We start from the raw sequence: 23,528 nt of genomic DNA on the forward strand, positions 1-23,528 counted from the left end.
GCTACGATAAAAATCGCTAAACCGTTGTTATCGGCCATGTTGCAGATTGCTGTTTTATTGATTGGCATAAGTTGGATTTTGCAGTCTGGTGCGCAAGCAATGCATTACCACTGGCAATGGTTGCGAGTACCTGATTATGTGTTCTTTTTTGAAGATGGGCATTGGTATAACGGTGAACTTATTGATGGCTTATTAGTGACCTTAAAACTCACGTTAATGAGCGGAATCGCAACTTTGATCTTAGCTTTATGCACGGCACTGTTACGTTTATCGGATTCTAAAGTCGGGCGACTGTTTGCTTTTATATATATCGAAGTGATCCGTAATACACCTTTGCTAGTACAAATATACTTATTATATTTTGTGTTTGGGCCATATTTAGGGTTAGAACGCTTTAGTACGGCTATATTGGCGTTAGCGTTATTTCAAGGCGCATACACCGCAGAAGTGATCCGTTCAGGTTTATTGGCTGTCGATAAAGGTCAATTTGAAGCATCTCGAACCTTGGGCTTATCGCGTTTTAATAGTTACCGTTATATTATTTTGCCGCAAGTGATTAAAAAAACGTTACCGTCATTAACTAACGAAGCGATTTCGTTAGTTAAAAATACGTCTATTGTGAGTGTGATGGCTATTTTTGACCTCACCACGGAAGGCCGCAATATTGTCTCAGATACAGCCATGCCATTTGAGATTTGGTTCACTGTGGCAGCTATTTATTTATTAATAACATTAAGTTTGTCTGCATTATCTGCATGGCTAGAACTACAAAGCCGTAAAGGACATTAGGAGCTAAAATGAAACGTTTATGGATAATCGGTTTAACGCTATTGGGATTTGGGCTGGGGTTGGCGCAAAGTGCGTGGGCAAGTGATACACCAAACCTAGATAAAATTAACCAACGTGGCACATTAAAAGTTGGGCTTAGCACTTTTGTTCCGTGGGCGATGCGAAATGATCAAGGCGATCTAGTAGGATTTGAGGTTGATGTTGCTAAGCGTTTAGCATCAGATTCTGGTTGGAAGGTCGAGTTTATTCCTACTTCATGGGATGGCATTATTCCGTCGTTAATTGCTGGGAAATTTGATGTAGTCATCGGCGGTTTAACCATTACAGACGAGCGTGCCAAAAGTGTATTGTTCACAGTTCCTTATTCTCATTCCGGTATCCAAATTGCAGCTAATATTGAGACGACCAAAGGCTTTAGCAAAGAAGACTTTAATTCTCGTAAGATAAAGTTTGCAGCACGACGTGGAGCGCTTGGGATCACTGTTTTGCGAGAAAACTTCCCAAAAGCAAAAATCCTACAGTTTGATGATGAAGCGCAAGCGTTCCAAGAAGTCTTAAACGGCAATGCCGATGCGGTGATAGCTTCTACGCCCAAGCCTGAATTTGAAGCATTAAAATACCCTAATAAATTATATATCCCACTGCAAGAACGCCTATATACGGGCAATGAAGGTTTTGCAGTACGTTTAGGTGAACAAGATAAAAAGGCCTTTTTTGATAAATGGATTGATGCTCGATCTCAAGATGGTTGGTTACAACAACGTTATGATTATTGGTTTAAGAGTGTTGATTGGCAAAAGCAGGTTTCCAATACCAATCAGTAAAAGATTGCTTGAAAAAGATTATCAGTAATAGGTAAATGAGTGCTCAGTAAAATGTGGAAGTTAAACCGATTAGATATCTTGTTGTTGATATTCGCGGGAAGTTTTATTGCATGGCTCTGTCTCAAAGACAGTGGCGCCTTGTCGTATCACTGGCAATGGCACAAGGCATTAACGTTACTTTTTATCCCCAAAGTGGATGGCAGCGTTTCGTATTTTATCCAAGGGATATTATCGACACTACGTTTGACGTTTTGGGGATCTTTATTGGCACTCATTTTGGGCGTATTACTGGGCGTTGGGCGGCGTTCCTCTTATGTTGCAATTCGACTCATCGCCAACAGCTATGTGCAATTAGTTCGCAATATCCCACCTTTGGTTTTCATTTTTATCTTCTATTTTTTTATTGCCAATCAATTAGTACCATTGCTTGGGCTTGAAGAGATATTACGTGAGCATTCTGAACTAATTAACCCATTACAGCGTTGGTTATTTGGTGAAGCTAATTTATGGGAGAATCTAGCTTCTGGTGTACTATGCATTGGGATGATATCCGCCGCATATATCGGAGAGGTTGTGAGGTCGGGGTTGGATAATATCGATAAAGGCCAGCATGAAGCGGCAAAAACATTGGGTTTGTCTGCTTGGCATCGTTATCGCTATATTATTGCACCACAAGTATTAAAATCGATAGTTCCACCATTGGCTGGACAATTAATATCACTGGTAAAAGATTCCTCAATTGTATCGCTGATCTCAATTCAAGAAATGACCTTTGTCGGGACAGAAATCGCTAATTCGAGCGGTATGATCTTTGAAATATGGATCATGGTAGCACTAGGCTATTTCATTTTATGCTTTGCTTTATCACAAATTTTTTCTTGGTTAGAGCGCGTCCAAAAGCAGCCTAATTAAGGATAAAGCCTCCTCTGAAATCAGTTTACTGAATAGTTAGACAATATCCTTCAAATATCACAAATAAGAACAGCTCTGTTTAGAGCCAATTATGGCACCAAAAACCTATGCAATATAAGAAGTTTGATTTCTTTTTATTATCGCTGATTTTCTTGATTTTGGGTGTTGTTGCTTAGAAGGAAATGACACATGTAACAAGTGGGCTTTATTTGTGACATATTTTACAAAATATTATCCTCATAATGTTGATGTTTTTTTATATTTGAACTATGAAAATTGAAACTGTAATAAATTATTTTCTTTGAGAGCGATTTCCTGTAAATGCGCTTATTTTAGTCATATATCACGCTAAAAGATTTGAATTGCTCTTAAGTTCACCAATGTATAGATATATTTAATTATTGCTCGCCCATTCGTCATTACAATACCCGCGCTATATTGTATACAAGACACCTATCAAATATGACAAATGGCCATTTACGTAATGTTAGTTTTCATTTATATTGCGTGAGTTTGTTATTATCTGTAAGCATAATGCTTCAAATGTAACAATGTATATTCTACGTTTCTAGGCGTGGTTTGTTGTTCTCTCTTCTTAACTTCGATGGTTTTTGAGTAGCTTATATACTCTATTTACCGTCTCGTTAGTGAGTTAGCTTGGTCGTGGGTGGTGTTTAAATGTTGCTATTTGTAGTGAAAATGCCGCTTTTATCGATTTCATGTTTTTTTGCGTTTGGGGCGCATTGGTTATTGACCATGATTGCTCCCTCATTCGCCTTTAATATCGAGATTTAGAATGGAAGCCTCAAGATACAAAAGTATCCTGTCACGAGGAGGGTTGCTTAGTGCAATTCTACTTATGTCTGGATGCAGTTCTGCTTTGCTTGATCCTAAAGGAATTATAGGCATTCAGGAAAAAGAACTGATCATTACCGCATTACTTTTAATGTTGGTAGTTGTTATCCCTGTAATATTGATGACGGTATACTTTTCATACAAGTATAGAACATCTAATACAGAAGAAAAGTACGAACCTGAATGGGCTCATTCTACCAAAATTGAAATCGTGGTGTGGGCGGTTCCCATTATTATTATTGCAATTTTGGGTACGATCACATGGCGTAGTACGCACGAACTTGAGCAATCAAAACCTCTTGTTAGCGATGTGACACCAATGACAATCGAAGTGGTATCACTTGATTGGAAGTGGTTGTTTATCTACCCAGAACAGCATATTGCTACCGTCAATTATGTCGCTTTTCCGAAAGATGTCCCTGTGCAGTTTAAAATTACTTCTGACAACATCATGAACTCCTTTTTTATTCCTCGTTTAGGCAGCCAAATTTATGCGATGCCAGGCATGATGACTCAAGTTCATTTGATTGCCAACGAAGCTAATGATTATAAAGGCATCTCTGCTAGTTATAGTGGTGGTGGATTCTCTGGCATGAAGTTTACAGCACATGTTACCGAGACTCGTGATGACTTTAATCAGTGGGTTCAAAGTGTTAAAGAAAAAGATGGCGCATTGACCATGCATGATTTTAGTGATTACCAAGCATTAGCTAAGCCTAGTGAAAATGTACCGGTAACTTACTATTCACAGGTTCCAGAACATTTGTTTGCCGATGTGGTGAAACAATATAAGGGCGCTTTGAATTCCCATGAAAATGGAATGGATGAGATGCACCACACGGATATGGCAAAAGATTAAGGGCAGGAAAGAGTATGTTTGGAAGACTTTCACTCGATAGTATCCCGTACCACGAACCAATTCTCGTGGTAACTATGGCTGTTATTGCCATTGTTGGGCTTGCTGTTGTTTCCGCCATTACCTATTACGGTAAGTGGCAATATTTATGGTCGGAGTGGTTCACTTCGGTTGACCATAAAAAAATTGGTTTCATGTATATCGCTGTTGCAATGATCATGTTGGTTCGTGGTTTCTCTGATGCGATCATGATGCGTAGTCAACAGCTACTATCATCGGCTGGTGATGCCGGTTACTTACCGCCTGAGCATTACGACCAGATCTTTAGTGCTCACGGCGTGATCATGATTTTCTTTGTCGCAATGCCTCTTATCATTGGTTTAATGAACATTGCAGTACCATTGCAAATCGGCGCACGTGATGTGGCATTCCCATACTTAAATAACCTTAGCTTTTGGTTGTTTGTTGTTGGGGTTATTTTAACGAATGTCTCTTTGGGTGTGGGTGAATTTGCTCGTACTGGTTGGCTTGCTTATCCTCCATTGTCTGGAATTAAGGCTAGCCCAGGAACCGGTGTTGATTATTGGATTTGGGCACTACAGCTCTCTGGTATCGGAACCACGCTTTCTGGTGTGAACTTCTTCGTTACTATTATGCGTATGCGCACGCCATCGATGACTATGATGAAAATGCCAGTTTTTACTTGGGCTTCATTATGCGCAAACGTATTGATCATTATTTCGTTCCCAATTCTGACAGTGACTATTGCTTTATTAACGCTTGATCGTTACCTCGGCACCCATTTCTTTACTAATGATATGGGCGGCAACATGATGATGTACGTCAATCTGATTTGGGCGTGGGGACATCCTGAAGTTTACATCTTGATTTTACCTGTATTCGGTGTTTATTCAGAAGTTGTGGCAACCTTCTCTCGCAAGAAACTATTTGGTTACACATCATTAGTATGGGCAACCGTTGTTATTACTATTCTTGCTTTCGTTGTATGGCTACATCACTTCTTTACCATGGGGTCAGGTGCTAACGTTAATGCCTTCTTTGGTATTGCGACCATGATTATCTCTATCCCTACAGGGGTTAAGATCTTTAACTGGCTCTTCACCATGTACCGTGGGCGTGTTGAATTTACGTCACCAATGTTATGGATGATTGGTTTCTTAATCACCTTTACTGTTGGCGGTATGACTGGCGTGCTTCTAGCTGTGCCTGGGGCTGACTTTGTATTGCATAACAGTGTGTTCTTAATAGCCCACTTCCATAACGTTATTATTGGTGGTGTGGTATTTGGTTGCTTTGCTGGTGTGACTTACTGGTTCCCTAAAGCGACAGGTTTCATGCTGAATGAAACATGGGGTAAACGTGCATTCTGGTGTTGGATTATCGGCTTCTTATTTGCCTTTATTCCTTTATACGCGCTTGGTTTTATGGGGATGACTCGTCGTTTAAGCCAAGGCATTGATCCTGAATACTTCCCACTCCTTGCAGTTGCAGCGTTTGGTACTTTCATCATTTTCTGTGGTGTGGCGTGTCAAGCAATTCAGTTCATCGTGAGTATTCGTGATCGCGAACAAAACGTGGATTTAACTGGTGACCCATGGGGCGGACGTACGCTTGAATGGTCAACATCATCACCACCGCCATTCTATAACTTTGCTAAAATCCCGAAAGGCGATGAAATTGATGCATTTTGGTACCAAAAGCAACGTGGAGAAGCAGGTGTTGAGGCTACATTGGCAGCAGCTGAAGACTACTCTCCAATTCATATGCCGAAAAATACAGCGACAGGGATGTATATCTCAGGGTTCGCGTTGATTTTTGGTTTCTCAATGATCTGGTATATCTGGTGGCTTGCGGCTATTGGTTTCGTGGGCGTTATTGTCAGCGTTATTACCCATAGCTTTAATGAAGATCGTGATTACTACGTTACGGTTGAAGAAATTAAAGCCGTAGAAGATGCGCATAAAGAAAATTTGCGTAAATCAAAACAACAAGCAAACATTGATACCGATGTGGAGGTTGATTATGCACGCTAATCCTGCTGTTGAGCATGGGCATGATGACCACGATCATCACGATGCTAATGAGATGAAGCAATATGGCTTCTGGATTTACTTGATGAGCGATTGCATCTTATTTGGCACTTTATTTGCCACTTATGCAGTCCTTATGAATGCCACAGCTGGTGGGCCATCAGGTAAAGACATTTTTGATGTACCATTTGTTTTTGTCGAAACCATGTTGCTACTATTAAGTAGTATTACATTTGGTTTTGGCATCATTGCGATGAAACGTGAAGATGTTGCAGGGCTAAAACGTTGGTTACTGATCACCGCATTATTGGGCTTAGGCTTTATTGCGATGGAAGTGTATGAATTTCATCATTTAATTGAAGAAGGCTTTGGTCCTCAGCGCAGTGCGTTTTTATCTGCTTTCTTTACTTTAGTTGCTACTCACGGTTTACACGTGACGTTTGGTTTAATTTGGTTGACGGTTTGTTATATCCAATTAAATTCAAAAGGCCTGAATGACTTGATGAAAGGGCGTTTTTATTGCCTTAGCTTATTTTGGCACTTCTTAGATATCGTGTGGATTTGTGTTTTCACTATCGTTTATTTATTGGGAGTGATCTAATGTCAAATCAATCAACATCTCCAAGTAATGGTCATGAAGATTCAGGTGCTAAAGGTTATATCACAGGTTTTATTGCCTCACTGATTTTAACCATCATTCCTTTTTACTTTGCTTACACTGGTGCGTTATCACGTGAGGCCACGATTGCTGTTTTAATTATTTCAGCAGTGGTCCAACTAGTGGTTCACCTGTTCTACTTCCTACATTTGGATAGTTCAGAAAAAGGTCGCTTTAACATTATGTCATTTGTGTTTACTGCAATCATTGTGTTTATTGTAATCGCAGGGTCTATTTGGATCATGTGGAACCTTAACCACAATATGATGATGTAAGGCATAATCATGTTTAAAGAATACGTATCACTTACCAAACCTGGCATTATCATGGGTAATCTGATTTCTGTTTTAGCTGGCTATTTTCTGGCCGCTAAATCAGAGTCGGTAACCTTGTCATTGCTTGTTTACACTATGTTGGGTGTGGCTTTAGTGATTGCATCGGGTTGTGTCGTGAACAATATTTTTGACCGAGATATTGATGCTAAAATGTCTCGTACTCAAAATCGCGCCATTGTGCGAGGATCAATTAATATTGATCGTGCCTTCTTGTTTGCGATTGTCATGTTACTTGTTGGTACTGGGCTGCTCTATAAAATGACTAATCCATTATCGGCAGTAGTTGTGTTACTTGGTTATGTCTTTTACGTGTTCTTTTACACTATGTGGTACAAACGCACCTCGATATACGGCACGCTTGTCGGCAGTGTATCAGGAGCGATTCCACCTTTAGTCGGCTACTTAGCTGTAACCAATTACATCAGTTTGGAGGCGGTATTGCTATTCAGCTTGTTCTGTTTATGGCAAATGCCGCATTCGTACGCGATTGCTATGTTTAGAATGCAAGACTATGAACAAGCTGAAATTCCAGTGCTACCTGTTGTTAAAGGTATCCACAAAGCGCGTCAACATATGATGGCTTATGTGGTTGCTTTTTCTGTAGTCGCATTTGGGCTTTATGCTTTTGGACATACTGGATATGAGTATTTGGCTGTAGCGGCAATTTCTTGCTATGGCTGGTCTAAAGTAACCTTTAGAAGTATGGATGAATCCAATTATATTCAATGGTCTAAGTCTGTATTTAAAGTCTCATTGCTGGTGGTTACTGCATTTAGTGCTGTCTTAGGGGTGGAATTACTACCCTTAAGTGTTACATTTTAAGAACATTACCGTTACCGTAATTTTACATTTCAATAATAGCGGTATTGTTTTTTTTGAATGTAAGCATAATAAACGAATGTAATTAATTATGCTTATTTGTGATTTTAGGTTTATCTAAGATTGATAAATTCTAAGCCCACAACAGAACACAAAACCACATCGCTGAGTTCACGCTTTAGACTGTTCTCAATTGGAATAGTGATGTTCTTCCTGTGTAAATCTAGCGTTACCTCCAAGTTTGCTAGGAAAAAATAAAAACACCAAGCCTCCCCAGCTTGGTGTTTTTTTATGTATCAACTTAGATAAATTTATCTCGCTTATATTCCTTTTTAACTTACACTTCGACTCTTGTTCTGACCTCTTTAGTTCTTTCTATTTCATAGGGAGGGAGAGGCAGCGTATGTTTTTTGAAAGGATAAAAATGAGCGTTGTTTTAGCTGAAGAAATAGCTTTTTCTTGCCCTGAAATTGAACCATTGTTTGAATTGATGGCGGATAACTTAGCCTCTCAAGGTTATAGTATTCACCTTAATGGACTAAATCAGAGCCTATTAGCTTCATTGTATGATCATATCCAAACTATGCCTGCCGATAAATTTAAGCGTGCAGGAATAGGCCGAGAAGATAATTTAATATTGAATAAGTCTGTTCGTACCGACCACGTATGTTGGATTGATGGTGAAAGTGAAGCGGGGAAGGCATGGCTTAGCTGGACTAGTTCTTTACAGCGTTATCTCAATCGAAGCCTCTTTTTAGGGCTATTTTCTTTTGAGAGTCATTTTGCTCATTACTCGGCAGGGGATTTTTATAAAACGCATAAGGATGCTTTTAAAGGAGAAGCTAACCGTATCTTGAGTATTGTTGTTTATCTCAATCCTGATTGGAAACATATTGATGGCGGTGAGTTAGTCTTGTATCAGGAGCAAACTCAAGTAGAGATTCTTAGGGTTGCACCTAGCTTTGGAACGGTTGTCGCTTTTTTGAGTGAGGATTTTCCACATGAAGTTCTACCCGCAACCCGCGATAGATACTCGATTGCAGGTTGGTTTCGAGTGAATAGTTCTGCAGGTGATAAAGTCGATCCACCAAGATAAATTCAAAATGGCGCACTTTGTATTCTAAAATAAAAACGAGCTCAAAATTGAACTCGTTTTTATTGTTTACAGGGTAAAACTCGCTATTTTAACTTGTAGGATTATTAAATTATCCGTTTTGTCTAATTAAATAGTCAAATGCACTTAAGCTTGCTTTTGCCCCGTCTCCCATCGCAATGATGATCTGTTTGTATGGAACGGTAGTTGCATCTCCCGCAGCAAATACACCTGGCATACTGGTTTCTCCACGGTCATTGACGATGATTTCACCTCGAGGTGATAGCTCGACTTCTGAGCCTTTTAACCATTCAGTATTCGGCACAAGACCAATTTGAACAAAAATACCAGAGAGTTCGACTTCTTTGATTTGATCAGTATTACGATCTTTGTATTTTAGGCTGGTTACTCGCTTCCCATCACCCATCACTTCCGTAGTTTGAGCCATGGTAATAATGTCGATATTTGGCAGTGAATTCGCTTTATTGATCAGGACTTGATCGGCGCGCAATACCTCTGCAAATTCAAGAACCGTGACATGCTCAACAAGGCCAGCTAAGTCGATAGCGGCTTCAATTCCAGAATTACCACCACCGATAACAGCAGTTCTTTTTCCTTTAAATAATGGTCCGTCACAGTGTGGGCAGTAAGCGACGCCTTTATTACGATACTCTTGCTCACCAGGAACGTTCATTTCACGCCAGCGTGCACCAGGGCTTAAAATGATACTTTTACTTTTTAGATTTGCGCCACTTTCAAGATCAATATGGATGTAACCATCTTCAGTGTAAGGCTTGCCCATTATCTTATTGGCTTGCTGTTCCGTTATTACATCAACATCATATTCTTTCAGATGTTCAGCTAGATCTGTTGCCAATTTAGGACCTTCGGTACGCTTTACTGAGATAAAGTTTTCTATCGCCATCGTATCCATCACTTGCCCGCCGAAACGTTTAGCGACAATACCAGTACGAATACCTTTACGGGCTGCATATAATGCTGCTGCGCTACCACCAGGTCCACCACCTACGACTAAAACATCGTATGGATCCTTTTCATTCAAGCTAGCGGTGGCTTTTTCTGATGCACCATCATCTACTTTGGCTAAGATTTCGTTAAGCGTCATACGTCCTTGGCCAAAAAGCTCGCCATTTACAAAAACACTCGGTACGGCCATGATATCTCGATGCTTTAATTCATCTTGAAATAGAGCTCCATCTATCATGGTAGTGCGAATATTAGGATTAATAGCAGACATCATATTAAAGGCTTGCACAACGTCTGGACAGTTTTGGCAAGACAGAGAAATGAAGACTTCAACATCGAGTTTTTTATCCAATTGAGCGATTTGCTCTATGGTGTCAGAATCCAGTTTGATCGGATGGCCACCAGAATGCAGCAGTGCTAACACAAGGGAAGTAAACTCGTGTCCCATAGGCAATCCCGCAAAGCGAAGTTGTGTTTCTTTCTGTTGATTTATGACTGTCATAACCGGTTTACGATCACTGGCGCTATCATCACGTATTACCGTAATGAATCTACTTAGGTCAGCAATTTCATTGGCTAAAGAAAGAATATCCTGCGCAGCTTTACTTTCATCTAGGCTAACCACTAACTGGATATCATGTTTTACATTTGTTAAATATTGTTCTAATTGTTGTTTGATCGCTTGTTCAAGCATGGTATGACACCTTCATTTTTGAATTTGAGTGGTTACTCTGGATGAAATTTAAAATAAGAATGTGAAGTAGAGGGAGAGCTAGCCGGCCATATAGATCGTCAGAGGTAATACAGCTGACCAGCTCTCAATTATTAGTTAATAAGCACCTTCCATTAAGTTGGTATGTTATTAACGGATGCTAATGATTAAATCTTACCAACAAGATCTAATGATGGAGCTAGAGTGGCTTCACCTTCTTTCCATTTTGCAGGACAAACTTCACCTGGGTGAGATGCAACATATTGCGCCGCTTTTACTTTACGAAGTAGATCTTCTGCATCACGACCAATACCTTCAGCAGTAATTTCCATTGCTTGGATAGTGCCTTCTGGATCGATAAGGAAAGTTGCTCGATCTGCAAGGCCTTGACCCTCTCGCATAACACCAAAGTTATTGGTAATGTTGCCAGTTTGGTCACCTAGCATGTAGTACTGAATTTTACCAATAGTGTCAGAGCTGTCATGCCAAGCTTTGTGGGTAAAATGAGTATCGGTTGATACTGAATACACTTCTACGCCACGCTTTTGTAACTCTTCATAATGGTCAGCAAGGTCACCAAGTTCTGTAGGACATACAAATGTAAAATCGGCTGGGTAGAAGAAAAATACAGCCCACTTACCTAATACATCTTTTTCTGAAACCTCAATAAACTCGCCGTTTTTGAATGCTGTCGCGTTGAATGGTTTGATTTGAGTGTTAATCATAATATTTACTTTCCTATGTTGGATTGAAGTTTTAACTAATTGCTAAATTCTGCTGGCACAGTCTGTTTTATATTCTCAGCTCTGCCTCGTTTCTTGCTTACGGGGAGTATATTCACATTCTTTGGTTGATTAATAAAATAGATTGTTCTTATTGTATTGATAGGTTTTGGCTATTTATTGGGTTTTTATCAGTCGAAGTGTTTTTCTGTAGTGAGTCTGAAATTGAAATGAGTTTTGGGAAAAGGTGAGTTTGAAAAGATATGGACATTTAACTCGGACGCGGGTTCAGCTGACGCCAGCGCATTCAAGCTATATGTGAGAAATGAGAGAGGTAGTGTTAATGATGAATGCAGGATATTCATGTATAGCAATCGATAGTGAATATATACATAAAAACAAAAATGCCACGACCTCATTGAGGTAGTGGCATTTTTGTTAGATTGGTGGAGCTGGCGGGATTTGAACCCGCGTCCGAAAATCATTCACCGTTGGTACTACATGTTTAGTCGATCTTTAATTTCACCACCGACCTGCGAACCGACACGCTAGCTGATGGCTATCCTGAATTATTTTTAATGCTTTGTCTCTCAGGCTGGAGACGCCACACGAGTTCGTTTGGGTTTGACTCTCTGTTGTTCCCCGTCTTACAAACGGAAGCTAGGGCAGAAAGGCTCTCAGCAGGGTATTAAGCTGCTAGTGCGTAGTTTTCGTCGTTTGCGACTATTTTTTTGCGGCTTTTTACGTGGCAAACCGCCCCACGACATGCACCTAAGACTTCAAAATTCCCGTCGAATCCTAAATCAGCCCCAAGTTTTCCGTTTGAATTATTTTGAACTACTCATCAAAAGATCAAACCAACGCTATTAACGCTGTGTATATAACTTAACGCGCATAGTAACATAAAACTTTTAAGAGTCTAGTGACTAAAGATTAAGTGGTTAACAATACAACACTTTTGCATCGTACTGTTTGGGTTGCTTAACGTAAACTGCTTTTCATGATACGAGCTTTATCGCGTTGCCAATCTTGGTTTTTCTGATCATCACGCTTATCGTGTAATTTCTTACCCTTTGCAACGCCAATTTTCATTTTCACCCAAGATTGAGACCAATAAAGCGATAGGGCAATTAGAGTCATACCTTCTCGATTTACTCGCCCAAATAGGTTATCTAATTCACGACGATTGAGTAAAAGCTTACGAACCCGAGTTGGGTTGGCGACAATATGCGTAGAGGCTTGATTAAGTGGTATGATTGAAGCGCCACTTAGGAATGCCTCACCATCGCGAAGGAAAACGTAGCTTTCTGCGATATTGGCTTTACCTTGACGTAAAGATTTGACTTCCCAACCTTGCAGCTCAAGACCAACTTCTACTTCATCATCAACGAAATATTCGTGTCGAGCTTGCTTGTTTAGGGCGATAGTATTACTACCGGCTTTTGATTTTGATTTTTTCTTTGCCATAATGGCCTCATTATACGGATTGCTTTTATTTTGGCGAATCCTTTTGTTCTAATTCTTGGTAATATTTTGTTTATTTTCGAGAATTTTCTTCATGGTTCAAATTAGGAAGAAGTATGCCCCAGGTTAATCGTTCAGCATTAGTCTCGTTTAGTGCTCAGCTAATGTATGATTTGGTCAATGATGTTGAAAAATACCCTGAATTTTTGCCAGGATGCTCAGGCTCTAAATTAATTGAATCAAGTCAAACGGCGATGGTGGCATCGGTTGATGTTTCTAAAGCCGGTATAAAAAAGACGTTTACTACCTCCAACCTTATGATCCCTGGCCGCTTAATTAACTTACAGTTAGTGGATGGCCCTTTTAAAAGCTTATCTGGAAGTTGGCGTTTTATTCCTTTAGATGATTTTGCTTGTAAGATTGAGTTTCAGTTAGAGTTTGAGTTTTCTAATAAATTGATTGAAATGGCTTTTGGCAAAATATTTAACGAACTTACTAGCAATATGGTGAAATCGTTTACTCAAAGGGCAAAACAAGTTTATGTTAACAATTAAGTATTCATAACCCATATACAAACAAAGAGTGATGTCCGTGACTGAGCAAAATTTGAATAAATCATTAATTCGTGTGGAAGTTGTATATGCTTTACCTCATGAGCAAAAAGTCTTCGAGTTAGCAGTATCTAGTGATATGTCTGTACAGGAGATTATTGAACAATCTGGTGTATTAGAGTCATATCCTGAGATCGATCTTAAGAGTAATAAAGTCGGTGTGTTTAGCCGTAATATTAAATTGGATGCAAATGTGCGGGATAAAGATCGAATTGAAATTTATCGGCCATTACTTGCTGATCCGAAAGAGATTAGGCGTAAGCGTGCAGAGCAGAAAAAATGAAACCGTAGTTAATGGAAGATTGTTTTCCATAATATAAAAAAGTCCCTATATCAGCTCATATCTGATATAGGGACTTTTTTACATCAATAGATAGTGAGATCTATTATTGCAATGGAGTATTGAAATCAGGGTTGAGATCAAAGTCACCAGAAGCTTTGGTTAGCTTTTGTGACATTTCATCAAACGTAATTTCAAGGTTTTTTTGTATTGTATCGTCATGACCATGAGTAAAGTTATAAATGTAGTACCAAGTATCAGGGTAACCATTTTGAACCAGCATAGGTGAGCCTAAAACGAAACGAACCTGTTCTTTGGTCATGCCAATACGAATTTTATCAACGTCTGGTTGTTCAACGTAGTTACCTTGGGCTATATCTATTCGGTAAACAAAGCGTTCTAAAACGCTGCAACCAGACAATAAAAGAGTCAGAACTAAAGGGATAATCATTATCCACTTTTTAAAATGCATAGTGGCTTTCTTTGAGTTGAGGGATAAAAACTGCCTTGATGATAAACAAGCGCAGCCCAGAAGTAAAAGCTCTCTGTTCGAAAGATGGAAATAAGACCATAATTTTTGAGTTTGGTTGCAGAAAATTAATAAAAATAGAAAAAGATAGTGTAGGTATAGTGCCTTCTATTCTCAGATGTGAATACTTTAAGTAAATAACGAAGGGACAAAGTCATTAAATAGCTAATAAAAAACTTTACTGTATAAAAAGCCAGTATATACTGTTTTTACATACAGTGATTAATTTGGTTTTTAAAGGTGGATTTATGCTCTCTCATTTAAGTGTTAATAATTTTGCGATTGTTAAGTCTTTGCAGCTAGAGCTTTTCAAAGGAATGACAACGATTACCGGTGAAACGGGCGCGGGTAAATCTATTGCTATCGACGCACTAGGACTGTGTCTCGGTGGGCGATCGGATAGTAATGTAGTCAGACCCGGCGAAGAAAAAACTGATATTAGCGCATCGTTTATTCTAGATAACAATGTTCGAGCAACACGCTGGCTAGAAGACAATGAATTGCTTGATAGTGGTGAGTGTATTATACGCCGGATTATCACTAAAGAAGGACGCTCACGTGCGTTTATTAATGGTAATCCTGTCCCTCTTTCATTGCTTAAATCGTTAGGGCAAACGTTGGTTAATATTCATGGTCAACATGCTCATCATCAGTTAATGAAACCTGAATATCAGCTGACTTTGCTCGATCAATATGCTGGTCATCAAGGATTAATTGAGGCGACTAAAAAAACCTACTCCGATTGGCGGCAGAAACAAAACCAATTAAAAACGTTACGTATTAGTAGCCAAGATAATTTAGCTCAGAAGCAATTACTTGAATACCAAGTTAAAGAATTGGATGAACTTGCCCTAGGCGAGGATGAATTTTTAGAACTTGAGCAAGAACACAAATTGTTATCCAGCAGTGGCCAAATAGCCCTGACGTGTCAGCAAGCGATTAACGATCTTTATGATGGTGATGATGCGAATGCATTAGGTCTACTTAATTCTGTTAGTCATGCTTTGAACGAATTAGTGGATCTAGATCCTAAGTTGTCACATCTGCCAAGCATGCTATCAGAAGCTATCATTCAATTAGATGAAATTAATCTAGAGTTGCGTTCTTATGCGGATGATATTGATGTGGATCCGACGCGAATTGCTGAAGTGGAAGATCGTTTTAGTAAGGTGATGGGTACCTCCAAGAAGCACAGCGTATCGGCGGATGAGTTGTATCAACATCATCAAAAGATTAAAGAAGAGATTGACGCATTAGATTGTTCTGATGAGAGATTCGAACAGCTTGAGCGTGATGTAGAAGAAAAGTATCAAATTTTTATTCAGTCAGCAGAAAAACTCAGCAAGAGCCGTAAACGTTACGCTAAAGAGCTGAATAAGCTCATCACTCAAAGTATGCATGAGCTTAGCATGGCACAAGCACAGTTTTGTATTGATATAAGTAGCGAAGTCAAAAATGCAACGCCACTTGGTATTGATAGTATCAGTTTCTTGGTTTCAGCAAACCCAGGCCAACCATTACAAGCTTTGGCAAAAGTAGCATCTGGTGGCGAGCTTTCTCGTATATCTCTGGCAATTCAAGTCATCACGGCTCAAAAGGTACAAACGCCAAGTCTCATTTTCGATGAAGTTGATGTGGGGATCAGTGGCCCAACGGCGAGTGTGGTTGGTAAAATGTTACGTAAGTTAGGGGAGTCGACTCAAGTTTTGTGTGTAACCCATTTACCGCAAGTGGCAGGATGTGGTCACCAGCAACTCTTTGTGTCCAAGCAAGCGAAAGCTGGTAAGACGGAAACTAGAATGAACCTTCTCGATAATAACCAACGTGTGGATGAACTGGCACGTTTACTTGGTGGTAGCCAAATTACTGACTCAACTCGAGCTAATGCCAAAGAGTTGTTAGTTGCAGCATAGTGATTCATTAAAAATATAGAAATAAAAGTTGGGATCTTGCTTTTGGATAAGATCCCATCTTCTTTATTCTAGAAAGAAGAGTCGTCTTTATTTATGTCTCAGCTTCTGCTTTTAAAATAGTTTACTTGACCACCCTAATTTTTCGCGCAGTACATGATAGTAACTGTAGTCTTCAGGATGAATCAGCTTCAAAATACTTGGGCTTTGAAAAATATGAATTTCATCTCCGGGCGATACTGGTAAGGAGATTTGCCCATCACAACTGACTTCTTGTGTTCCTCTATTATCGGGAGAAACCACTAATTTTATTTTGCGATTACCGTCAACTACTAAAGGTCGGCTCGACAGAGTATGTGGGAACATCGGTACTAAAGAGATAGCATTTAAGCTTGGTGATAAAATAGGGCCGCCACCGGAAAGTGAATAAGCTGTTGATCCTGTTGGGGTTGAAACGATTAACCCGTCTGAACGTTGAGAGAAAGCAAAGCGGTCATCGATATAGACTTCAAACTCAATCATATGGGCCACTTTACCTGGGTGAAGTACCACTTCATTTAAGGCTGAGTTGTGACTTTTTGTTTGACCATGCCGATGAACTTCCGCTTCTAATAAAAAACGATCTTCGCTTAAATAATGCCCTTTCAATACATTTAATAATGAATCGTGAAAATCTTCAGGATTCAGATCAGTTAGAAAACCTAAACTTCCGCGGTTCACGCCGATGACCGAAATATCAAAGCGAGAAAGTATGCGAGCCGCACCCAGCATATTTCCATCACCGCCAACTACAATGGCGAGATCTGCTTGCTCACCAATCTGTAATAAGCTGGTAAATATAGATTTTGGTAATTCTTCCAATATATCGATTAAGCGATCATCAACTAAAACTTGGTAACCTTGGTCAATTAACCAAAAAAATAATTCTTTATGAGTTTGCACAGCTTTATGGTTACGAGGTTTACCAATAATAGCGATTACGTTAAACGGCTTTTGCATAATATCTCTGCTCTTTCATTAAGGATTCGTATTTTACGCTTGAATCAAAAATCTTCGTCCCCATAATAAAGGCAAGTGTAACGACTATGCGAGTATTTTGTGCCTATTTAAATGGGACAAACGTATGGTCCTGATTAATTTCTTGGAGATGTCATGACAGATAAACACAATAACCCGCATGAAGAAGAGCTAAAAGCGGAAGAAGTACAAGCAGAAGAAGCACTTGAAAATGAAGCCATCGAAACTATTGGTGATGATGGTGATATTGATTGGAATGAAAGTGGAGAAACAGAAGGTTCATTGGTTGCAGAACTAGAAGCTGCGCTAATCGCAAGCCAAGCTCAAGTTAAAGATCAACAAGATTCTGTTCTACGAGCGAAAGCTGAAGTGGAAAATATGCGTCGTCGTAGCGAGCAAGAAATTGATAAAGCACGTAAATACGCATTGAATAAATTTGCTGAAGAACTGTTACCAGTTATTGATAATTTAGAACGCGCACTTCAATCTTCTGATCCTGAAAATGAAGCGGTTAAATCCGTGATTGAAGGTGTTGAAATGACACACAAATCATTCGTTGATACTGTTTCTAAATTTGGCCTTGAAGTTATCAATCCAGAAGGTGAGGCTTTCAATCCTGAATTGCACCAAGCTATTGGCATGCAAGAAAGTGCAGATCATGAATCAAATAGTGTGATGATCGTAATGCAAAAAGGTTATCAATTGAATGGTCGAGTGATCCGACCTGCAATGGTGATGGTTGCAAAATAATATTTCATCTATCCCTTGAAATGAAATTTGTAGCCCTTATTTATGGTGTATAAAAGCGAGTTTATCGGTAGATAGCCGCTAGAACAAATTAACAGATAGGGTTGAAATCCCAATCTGAGCCCCCATCTTATTTGATATAAAAAAAGCTGGGTACAGCAAAAACTGATTAACTGAATTCTTTGGAGAATGTTCTAATGGGTAGAATCATTGGTATTGATTTAGGTACAACTAACTCATGTGTTGCAGTATTAGACGGCGACAAACCACGCGTAATTGAAAATGCAGAGGGCGAGCGCACAACTGCATCGGTAGTAGCTTATACAGATGGCGAAACATTAGTAGGTCAACCTGCAAAACGCCAAGCAGTTACTAACCCTGAAAATACATTATTTGCTATCAAGCGCTTGATCGGTCGTCGTTTTGAAGACGAAGAAGTTCAGCGTGATATCGAGATTATGCCTTACAAAATCATCAAGGCAGATAACGGTGATGCATGGGTTGAAGCGAAAGGCCAAAAAATGGCTGCTCCTCAAGTTTCTGCTGAAATCTTGAAAAAAATGAAAAAAACAGCTGAAGATTTTCTTGGTGAAGAAGTAACGGCTGCTGTTATTACGGTTCCTGCTTACTTTAATGATGCACAACGTCAAGCTACAAAAGATGCTGGCCGTATCGCAGGTCTTGAAGTTAAACGTATTATCAACGAACCAACTGCTGCTGCACTTGCTTACGGTCTTGATAAAAAAGGCGGCGACCGTACAATCGCTGTTTATGACCTTGGTGGTGGTACGTTCGATATCTCTATCATCGAAATTGATGAAGTTGAAGGCGAGAAAACATTCGAAGTTCTTTCTACCAACGGTGATACACACCTAGGTGGTGAAGATTTCGATACACGTCTAATCAACTATTTAGTATCTGAATTCAAAAATGAGCAAGGTATTGATCTGAAAAAAGATCCTTTAGCCATGCAACGTGTGAAAGAAGCGGCAGAAAAAGCGAAGATTGAATTGTCTTCAGCTCAACAAACTGACGTAAACCTTCCATATGTGACAGCAGATGCAACTGGTCCTAAGCACATGAACGTTAAAGTAACACGTTCTAAATTAGAATCTTTAGTTGAAGATCTGGTACAACGTTCTCTTGAACCACTTAAAGTGGCACTTGCTGATGCTGATTTAAGCGTAAGTGATATCACTGACGTTATCTTAGTGGGTGGCCAAACACGTATGCCACTAGTTCAGAAGAAAGTAACTGAATTCTTTGGTAAAGAGCCACGTAAAGATGTAAACCCTGATGAAGCGGTAGCGGTAGGTGCAGCGGTTCAAGCTGGTGTTCTTGCTGGTGATGTGAAAGACGTACTTTTACTTGATGTTACTCCTCTATCTTTCGGTATCGAAACGATGGGTGGTGTGATGACTAAGCTGATTGAGAAAAACACGACGATTCCAACTAAGGCAAATCAAGTGTTCTCAACTGCTGAAGACAATCAAAGCGCGGTTACGATCCATGTGTTACAAGGTGAGCGTAAACAAGCTTCTTACAATAAATCTCTAGGTCAATTTAACCTAGAAGGTATTAATGCTGCGCCACGCGGTATGCCTCAAATCGAAGTCACATTCGATTTGGATGCAGATGGTATCTTGAACGTATCAGCAAAAGATAAAGCGACAGGTAAAGAACAAAAAATCACGATTCAAGCGAATGGTGGTTTGACTGACGAAGAAATCGAAAAAATGGTTCAAGAAGCTGAAGCTAATAAAGAAGCTGACAAAAAATTCGAAGAGTTAGTTACTACGCGTAACCAAGCTGATCAGATGATCCACGGTACTCGTAAACAAATGACAGAAGCAGGTGATTCACTTCCAGACGAAGATAAAGCGAATATCGAAAAAGCGATTGGCGAGCTAGAGCGCGTTAAATCTGGTGACGATAAAGCAGTTATCGACGAAAAAGTTCAAGCGTTAGCAGCAGCTGCGCAAAAACTAATGGAAATGGCTCAACAGCAAGCTCAAGCTTCACAAGGCGGCGAAGGTGATGCAAAACCTGAAGATGACGTAGTGGATGCTGAATTTGAAGAAGTAAAAGACGAAGACAAAAAATAATCCACCGGATTAAGTCGAGTCTGAAAAGTGAGCTATTAATTGCTTACTAATATCAGAATAAGCTGCGGGCGTTAGAGGTTTCTCTCTCGCCCGCGTTTTTCGATAAAATGCTAAATAATAAATAGAAGGCTTAGAACTTATATTTATTGAGTTTTTATAGTACGGATAATATTAATTTGTCTCTCTTGATAAAAGTCAAACCTAGCTCGACGTTTTATGAATAACAAAAACGAGCGGTTACAGTCGGTTTTTATCTAGACAGATAAATACATCGCTAATGCTTACCTGTGTCATTAGCTTTAAGAAGAAATTGGTGAATCAAGCATGTCAAAACGTGATCTTTATGAAGTACTCGGCGTCAGTCGTGATGCCGCTGAACGTGATATCAAAAAGGCGTATAAGCGTCTAGCGATGAAATTCCATCCTGATAGAAATCAGGAAGCGGATGCAGCTGAAAAATTTAAAGAAGTAAAAGAAGCGTATGAAATTTTAACCGACGCTCAGAAAAGACAAGCTTATGATCAACATGGTCATGCAGCCTTTGAGCAGGGCGGCATGGGCGGTGGAGGCGGCTTTAGTGGAGGCGGTGGTTTTGAAGATATGTTCGGTGATGTTTTCGGCGATATTTTCGGAGGTGGCGGCCGTCGTGGCGGCGGTCAACGTGCGCAACGCGGCTCTGATCTTCGTTACAACATGGAATTATCTTTAGAAGATGCAGTGCGTGGTTGTGAAAAAGAAATACGTATACCAACATTAGCAGAATGCGAAGTGTGCGATGGTAGTGGGGCAAAGGCAGGTTCGACGTCTCAAACATGTGGGACTTGTCATGGTCATGGCCAGGTGCAAATGCGTCAAGGTTTCTTTGCCGTACAACAAGCTTGTCCTACTTGTCATGGTAAAGGTAAGATTATTAAAGATCCTTGTGGTTCTTGTCACGGTGAAGGCCGTAAACAAAAAAATAAAACGCTTAATGTTAAAATTCCAGCTGGTGTTGATACCGGTGATCGAATTCGCTTAACTGGTGAAGGTGAAGCAGGAGAGCGTGGCGCTCCTGCTGGTGATTTATATGTTGAAGTGCATCTACGTCAGCATCATATTTTTGACCGTGATGGCAGTAATTTGCATTGCGAAGTACCAGTAAGCTTTACGCTGGCTGCGTTAGGCGGTGAAGTCGAAGTACCGACATTAAATGGTCGCTTTAAACTGAAAGTACCGGCTGAAATGCAAACTGGACGTATGTTCCGTATGCGTGGAAAAGGTGTTAAGTCAGTACGAGGCGGTGCTGTCGGTGATTTGATTTGTAAGCTTGTAGTCGAAACGCCGGTAAAACTAAGTTCTCATCAAAAAGAACTATTACGTGATTTGGAGGAATCCTTTGGTGGTGATGCGGGTCAAAAGCATAAGCCAAAATCGGAAGGTTTTTTCAATGGTGTGAAAAAATTCTTTGATGATTTGACTGGTTGATTACAGTTTAAAATAGAGTGCAAAGCCTTCCACTGCGAAGGCTTTTTGCTTTTTTGGATGCTGCATATTTAGTCTTGCCATGGCTAATGCCTTAATAAGGTGAATAAGGTATGATTACCTTCAGATCTAAGACATTTTTTGTGAGTAAGTAATGCGAATATTTACTTTAGTACTAATAGCCTTATTAGGTTTACTTCAATATGACCTATTTTTTGGGAAGAATGGAGTAACAGACTATAACGCTGTCCATTCGGATATTGTTGTTCAAGAAGAAGTTAACGTTAGTTTGAAAAAGCGTAATGATTTGATGTTTGCTGAAATTGATGACTTACGTCAAGGGCTTGATGCGATTGAAGAAAGAGCTAGGCATGAGCTTGGTTTAATTAAAAATGGCGAGACTTTTTATCGAATTATGGGGGATGATACTGATGATAATTCCACTTTCAATTCTGATGATGGTTAATAGAGTTTATTTATGATTTCTTCATTATCTCATCATACACAAGATCATTGTTTTGCTGTTGTTGTTCCCGCGGCAGGTGTGGGGAAGCGTATGCTAGCTAATCATCCTAAGCAGTATTTAATGCTGCACGGGAAAACAATATTAGAGCATACGATTGAACGTTTATTATCTCATCCTCTTATTGATTTAGTCATTGTCGCCATCAGTGATGATGACGAATATTTCCCTGCTTTATCTCTGGCCAATCGACAAGATGTAATACGAGTGAGTGGCGGTAAAGAGAGAGTTGACTCGGTGCTGTCAGGCTTGGAATACCTAAGCTTGCACTATGCAACAAAATATCCTTGGGTACTTGTGCATGATGCTGCTCGTCCTTGTATTACTCATCACGATATAAGCCAATTAGTTGCAGCATGTTGCCCTGCATTATCGAAAGTTTCGAGCGGATGCGGTGCGATTTTAGCATCGCCAGTTCGCGATACCATGAAGAAAGCGCAAGCCAAGATTGATAATCTGAGCCACGAGATTCGGATTAATACGACCGTAGACCGAAATCTATTATGGCATGCATTAACACCGCAGATGTTTCCTCTTAATGAGCTTAAACAGGCTCTGTCTTACGGTTTGCTAAATGGTATTACACTAACAGATGAAGCGTCCGCAATGGAGGCTATTGGTCAATTTCCATTATTAGTCACAGGGCGTGCCGATAACATAAAAGTAACGCAGCCGGAAGACTTGGCTTTAGCTGAATTTTTCTTATATAAGCAAATGAATGACTTGGATCTAGGCAGGTCAATAGATCCAAGTGGAAGTTATAAGGGTATTCTATGATTCGTATTGGACATGGCTTTGATGTACATAAATTTGGTGGTGATGGCCCTGTGATTATTGGCGGTGTAGCTGTGCCTTATGAGCAAGGTTTAATTGCACATTCCGATGGTGATGTTGCATTACATGCACTTACGGATGCCTTATTAGGTGCCATTGCAGCGGGTGATATTGGTAAGCACTTCCCTGATACGGATGATAAGTGGAAAGGAGCAAATAGCCGAGATTTATTACGAGAAGTTTATTGTTTTGTGAAACAAAAAGGCTATGTACTTGGTAATGCAGATGTCACGATTATCGCCCAAGCGCCTAAAATGTTGCCCTATATTGAATCGATGCGAGGCGCTATCGCGGCTGACTTAGAAACGAATATCGATAATATTAATGTTAAAGCGACGACAACTGAAAAACTTGGCTTTACAGGACGAAAAGAAGGCATTGCTTGTGAAGCTGTGGTTTTAATTCATCGCTCTGAATCGAAGTAATCTACCCCA

General features: G+C 39.8%; 23 protein-coding genes and 1 other RNA gene. 18 read left to right on the top strand and 6 right to left on the bottom strand.

Annotation, left to right across the window (positions count from 1 at the left end; all coding sequences use genetic code 11):
- The first annotated feature begins 36 nt into the window (after positions 1 to 36).
- From HC725_RS10095 to HC725_RS10135, 9 genes are all read left to right on the top strand, one after another.
- Entirely contained in the window at positions 37 to 789 is a 753-nt protein-coding gene (locus HC725_RS10095) for an amino acid ABC transporter permease (protein ID WP_190331772.1), read from the top strand.
- A gap of 8 nt (positions 790 to 797) precedes the next feature.
- A complete protein-coding gene (locus tag HC725_RS10100) occupies positions 798 to 1,613 on the top strand; it encodes a transporter substrate-binding domain-containing protein (protein ID WP_190331703.1) in 816 nt (271 codons plus the stop codon).
- Between the two features lie 51 nt (positions 1,614 to 1,664).
- On the top strand, positions 1,665 to 2,525 hold the full coding sequence (locus tag HC725_RS10105; protein WP_190331773.1) for an amino acid ABC transporter permease: 861 nt from the start codon (positions 1,665 to 1,667) through the stop codon (positions 2,523 to 2,525).
- Positions 2,526 to 3,321: 796 nt separating this feature from the next.
- Positions 3,322 to 4,239: a ubiquinol oxidase subunit II gene (cyoA, locus tag HC725_RS10110; protein ID WP_190331704.1), complete on the top strand. Its 918-nt coding sequence runs from the start codon at positions 3,322 to 3,324 to the stop codon at positions 4,237 to 4,239.
- A 14-nt stretch (positions 4,240 to 4,253) separates the two neighbouring features.
- Positions 4,254 to 6,290 (top strand): cytochrome o ubiquinol oxidase subunit I, encoded by a 2,037-nt coding sequence (gene cyoB / locus HC725_RS10115; RefSeq protein ID WP_190331705.1) that lies wholly within the window; start codon positions 4,254 to 4,256, stop codon positions 6,288 to 6,290.
- Entirely contained in the window at positions 6,280 to 6,888 is a 609-nt protein-coding gene (cyoC, locus tag HC725_RS10120; RefSeq protein WP_190331706.1) for a cytochrome o ubiquinol oxidase subunit III, read from the top strand. The genes cyoB and cyoC overlap by 11 nt, the downstream gene beginning before the upstream one ends.
- A complete protein-coding gene (cyoD, locus tag HC725_RS10125; protein WP_190331707.1) occupies positions 6,888 to 7,220 on the top strand; it encodes a cytochrome o ubiquinol oxidase subunit IV in 333 nt (110 codons plus the stop codon). Before cyoC ends, cyoD begins: the two co-directional genes overlap by 1 nt.
- A 9-nt stretch (positions 7,221 to 7,229) precedes the next feature.
- Complete coding sequence (gene cyoE, locus HC725_RS10130) at positions 7,230 to 8,102, top strand: heme o synthase (RefSeq protein WP_190331708.1); 873 nt, start codon at positions 7,230 to 7,232, stop codon at positions 8,100 to 8,102.
- Between the two features lie 421 nt (positions 8,103 to 8,523).
- On the top strand, positions 8,524 to 9,195 hold the full coding sequence (locus HC725_RS10135; protein ID WP_190331709.1) for a 2OG-Fe(II) oxygenase: 672 nt from the start codon (positions 8,524 to 8,526) through the stop codon (positions 9,193 to 9,195).
- Between the two features lie 109 nt (positions 9,196 to 9,304).
- Here HC725_RS10135 and ahpF read toward each other — a convergent pair whose 3' ends face one another.
- From ahpF to smpB, 4 genes are all read right to left on the bottom strand, one after another.
- Entirely contained in the window at positions 9,305 to 10,873 is a 1,569-nt protein-coding gene (ahpF, locus tag HC725_RS10140; protein ID WP_190331710.1) for an alkyl hydroperoxide reductase subunit F, read from the bottom strand.
- A gap of 185 nt (positions 10,874 to 11,058) precedes the next feature.
- A complete protein-coding gene (ahpC, locus tag HC725_RS10145; RefSeq protein WP_190331711.1) occupies positions 11,059 to 11,616 on the bottom strand; it encodes an alkyl hydroperoxide reductase subunit C in 558 nt (185 codons plus the stop codon).
- Positions 11,617 to 12,057: 441 nt separating this feature from the next.
- Positions 12,058 to 12,424: a transfer-messenger RNA gene (gene ssrA, locus HC725_RS10150) on the bottom strand.
- Positions 12,425 to 12,594: 170 nt separating this feature from the next.
- Positions 12,595 to 13,080 carry an SsrA-binding protein SmpB gene (smpB, locus tag HC725_RS10155; RefSeq protein WP_190331712.1) on the bottom strand — a complete coding sequence of 162 codons (486 nt, stop codon included), beginning with the start codon at positions 13,078 to 13,080 and terminating at the stop codon, positions 12,595 to 12,597.
- 113 nt (positions 13,081 to 13,193) lie between these two features.
- On the opposite strand from smpB, the gene HC725_RS10160 reads away from it, so the two are divergent.
- Together HC725_RS10160 and HC725_RS10165 are read left to right on the top strand one after the other, a co-directional pair.
- Positions 13,194 to 13,631: an SRPBCC family protein gene (locus HC725_RS10160; protein ID WP_190331713.1), complete on the top strand. Its 438-nt coding sequence runs from the start codon at positions 13,194 to 13,196 to the stop codon at positions 13,629 to 13,631.
- Between the two features lie 31 nt (positions 13,632 to 13,662).
- The gene (locus tag HC725_RS10165; protein ID WP_190331714.1) at positions 13,663 to 13,971 is read left to right on the top strand and encodes an RnfH family protein; all 309 of its coding nucleotides are present in this window, start codon (positions 13,663 to 13,665) and stop codon (positions 13,969 to 13,971) included.
- Positions 13,972 to 14,074: 103 nt separating this feature from the next.
- Here HC725_RS10165 and bamE read toward each other — a convergent pair whose 3' ends face one another.
- On the bottom strand, positions 14,075 to 14,440 hold the full coding sequence (gene bamE / locus HC725_RS10170) for an outer membrane protein assembly factor BamE (RefSeq protein WP_190331715.1): 366 nt from the start codon (positions 14,438 to 14,440) through the stop codon (positions 14,075 to 14,077).
- Between the two features lie 305 nt (positions 14,441 to 14,745).
- On the opposite strand from bamE, the gene recN reads away from it, so the two are divergent.
- Positions 14,746 to 16,410: a DNA repair protein RecN gene (recN, locus tag HC725_RS10175; protein ID WP_190331716.1), complete on the top strand. Its 1,665-nt coding sequence runs from the start codon at positions 14,746 to 14,748 to the stop codon at positions 16,408 to 16,410.
- A 111-nt stretch (positions 16,411 to 16,521) separates the two neighbouring features.
- Here the strand turns inward: recN and nadK are convergent, their stop codons facing one another.
- Positions 16,522 to 17,406 carry an NAD(+) kinase gene (gene nadK, locus HC725_RS10180; RefSeq protein WP_190331717.1) on the bottom strand — a complete coding sequence of 295 codons (885 nt, stop codon included), beginning with the start codon at positions 17,404 to 17,406 and terminating at the stop codon, positions 16,522 to 16,524.
- 153 nt (positions 17,407 to 17,559) lie between these two features.
- On the opposite strand from nadK, the gene grpE reads away from it, so the two are divergent.
- From grpE to ispF, 6 genes are all read left to right on the top strand, one after another.
- Positions 17,560 to 18,174, top strand: coding sequence for a nucleotide exchange factor GrpE (gene grpE / locus HC725_RS10185; RefSeq protein ID WP_190331718.1), 615 nt, complete (start codon positions 17,560 to 17,562; stop codon positions 18,172 to 18,174).
- A gap of 194 nt (positions 18,175 to 18,368) precedes the next feature.
- Complete coding sequence (dnaK, locus tag HC725_RS10190) at positions 18,369 to 20,276, top strand: molecular chaperone DnaK (protein WP_190331719.1); 1,908 nt, start codon at positions 18,369 to 18,371, stop codon at positions 20,274 to 20,276.
- 324 nt (positions 20,277 to 20,600) lie between these two features.
- Complete coding sequence (gene dnaJ, locus HC725_RS10195; protein WP_190331720.1) at positions 20,601 to 21,740, top strand: molecular chaperone DnaJ; 1,140 nt, start codon at positions 20,601 to 20,603, stop codon at positions 21,738 to 21,740.
- Between the two features lie 151 nt (positions 21,741 to 21,891).
- Positions 21,892 to 22,203, top strand: a complete 312-nt coding sequence (gene ftsB / locus HC725_RS10200; protein WP_190331721.1) for a cell division protein FtsB — start codon at positions 21,892 to 21,894, stop codon at positions 22,201 to 22,203.
- A gap of 12 nt (positions 22,204 to 22,215) precedes the next feature.
- A complete protein-coding gene (ispD, locus tag HC725_RS10205; protein WP_190331722.1) occupies positions 22,216 to 23,037 on the top strand; it encodes a 2-C-methyl-D-erythritol 4-phosphate cytidylyltransferase in 822 nt (273 codons plus the stop codon).
- Complete coding sequence (ispF, locus tag HC725_RS10210) at positions 23,034 to 23,519, top strand: 2-C-methyl-D-erythritol 2,4-cyclodiphosphate synthase (RefSeq protein WP_190331723.1); 486 nt, start codon at positions 23,034 to 23,036, stop codon at positions 23,517 to 23,519. The genes ispD and ispF overlap by 4 nt, the downstream gene beginning before the upstream one ends.
- Positions 23,520 to 23,528 lie beyond the last annotated feature (9 nt).

Source organism: Vibrio sp. S17_S38 (assembly GCF_014694375.1).
Classification (GTDB): Bacteria; Pseudomonadota; Gammaproteobacteria; order Enterobacterales; family Vibrionaceae; genus Vibrio.

Coding starts and splice junctions, on each gene's coding strand:
- HC725_RS10135 (WP_190331709.1), top strand. CDS start 8,524: ATGAGCGTTGTTTTAGCTGAAGAAATAGCTTTTTCTTGCCCTGAAATT.
- HC725_RS10100 (WP_190331703.1), top strand. CDS start 798: ATGAAACGTTTATGGATAATCGGTTTAACGCTATTGGGATTTGGGCTG.
- dnaJ (WP_190331720.1), top strand. CDS start 20,601: ATGTCAAAACGTGATCTTTATGAAGTACTCGGCGTCAGTCGTGATGCC.
- cyoB (WP_190331705.1), top strand. CDS start 4,254: ATGTTTGGAAGACTTTCACTCGATAGTATCCCGTACCACGAACCAATT.
- dnaK (WP_190331719.1), top strand. CDS start 18,369: ATGGGTAGAATCATTGGTATTGATTTAGGTACAACTAACTCATGTGTT.
- ispF (WP_190331723.1), top strand. CDS start 23,034: ATGATTCGTATTGGACATGGCTTTGATGTACATAAATTTGGTGGTGAT.
- ftsB (WP_190331721.1), top strand. CDS start 21,892: ATGCGAATATTTACTTTAGTACTAATAGCCTTATTAGGTTTACTTCAA.
- grpE (WP_190331718.1), top strand. CDS start 17,560: ATGACAGATAAACACAATAACCCGCATGAAGAAGAGCTAAAAGCGGAA.
- HC725_RS10160 (WP_190331713.1), top strand. CDS start 13,194: ATGCCCCAGGTTAATCGTTCAGCATTAGTCTCGTTTAGTGCTCAGCTA.
- ahpC (WP_190331711.1), bottom strand. CDS start 11,616: ATGATTAACACTCAAATCAAACCATTCAACGCGACAGCATTCAAAAAC.
- nadK (WP_190331717.1), bottom strand. CDS start 17,406: ATGCAAAAGCCGTTTAACGTAATCGCTATTATTGGTAAACCTCGTAAC.
- ispD (WP_190331722.1), top strand. CDS start 22,216: ATGATTTCTTCATTATCTCATCATACACAAGATCATTGTTTTGCTGTT.
- recN (WP_190331716.1), top strand. CDS start 14,746: ATGCTCTCTCATTTAAGTGTTAATAATTTTGCGATTGTTAAGTCTTTG.
- cyoE (WP_190331708.1), top strand. CDS start 7,230: ATGTTTAAAGAATACGTATCACTTACCAAACCTGGCATTATCATGGGT.
- smpB (WP_190331712.1), bottom strand. CDS start 13,080: ATGGCAAAGAAAAAATCAAAATCAAAAGCCGGTAGTAATACTATCGCC.
- bamE (WP_190331715.1), bottom strand. CDS start 14,440: ATGCATTTTAAAAAGTGGATAATGATTATCCCTTTAGTTCTGACTCTT.
- ahpF (WP_190331710.1), bottom strand. CDS start 10,873: ATGCTTGAACAAGCGATCAAACAACAATTAGAACAATATTTAACAAAT.
- HC725_RS10165 (WP_190331714.1), top strand. CDS start 13,663: ATGTCCGTGACTGAGCAAAATTTGAATAAATCATTAATTCGTGTGGAA.
- HC725_RS10095 (WP_190331772.1), top strand. CDS start 37: ATGTTGCAGATTGCTGTTTTATTGATTGGCATAAGTTGGATTTTGCAG.
- cyoA (WP_190331704.1), top strand. CDS start 3,322: ATGGAAGCCTCAAGATACAAAAGTATCCTGTCACGAGGAGGGTTGCTT.
- HC725_RS10105 (WP_190331773.1), top strand. CDS start 1,665: ATGTGGAAGTTAAACCGATTAGATATCTTGTTGTTGATATTCGCGGGA.
- cyoD (WP_190331707.1), top strand. CDS start 6,888: ATGTCAAATCAATCAACATCTCCAAGTAATGGTCATGAAGATTCAGGT.
- cyoC (WP_190331706.1), top strand. CDS start 6,280: ATGCACGCTAATCCTGCTGTTGAGCATGGGCATGATGACCACGATCAT.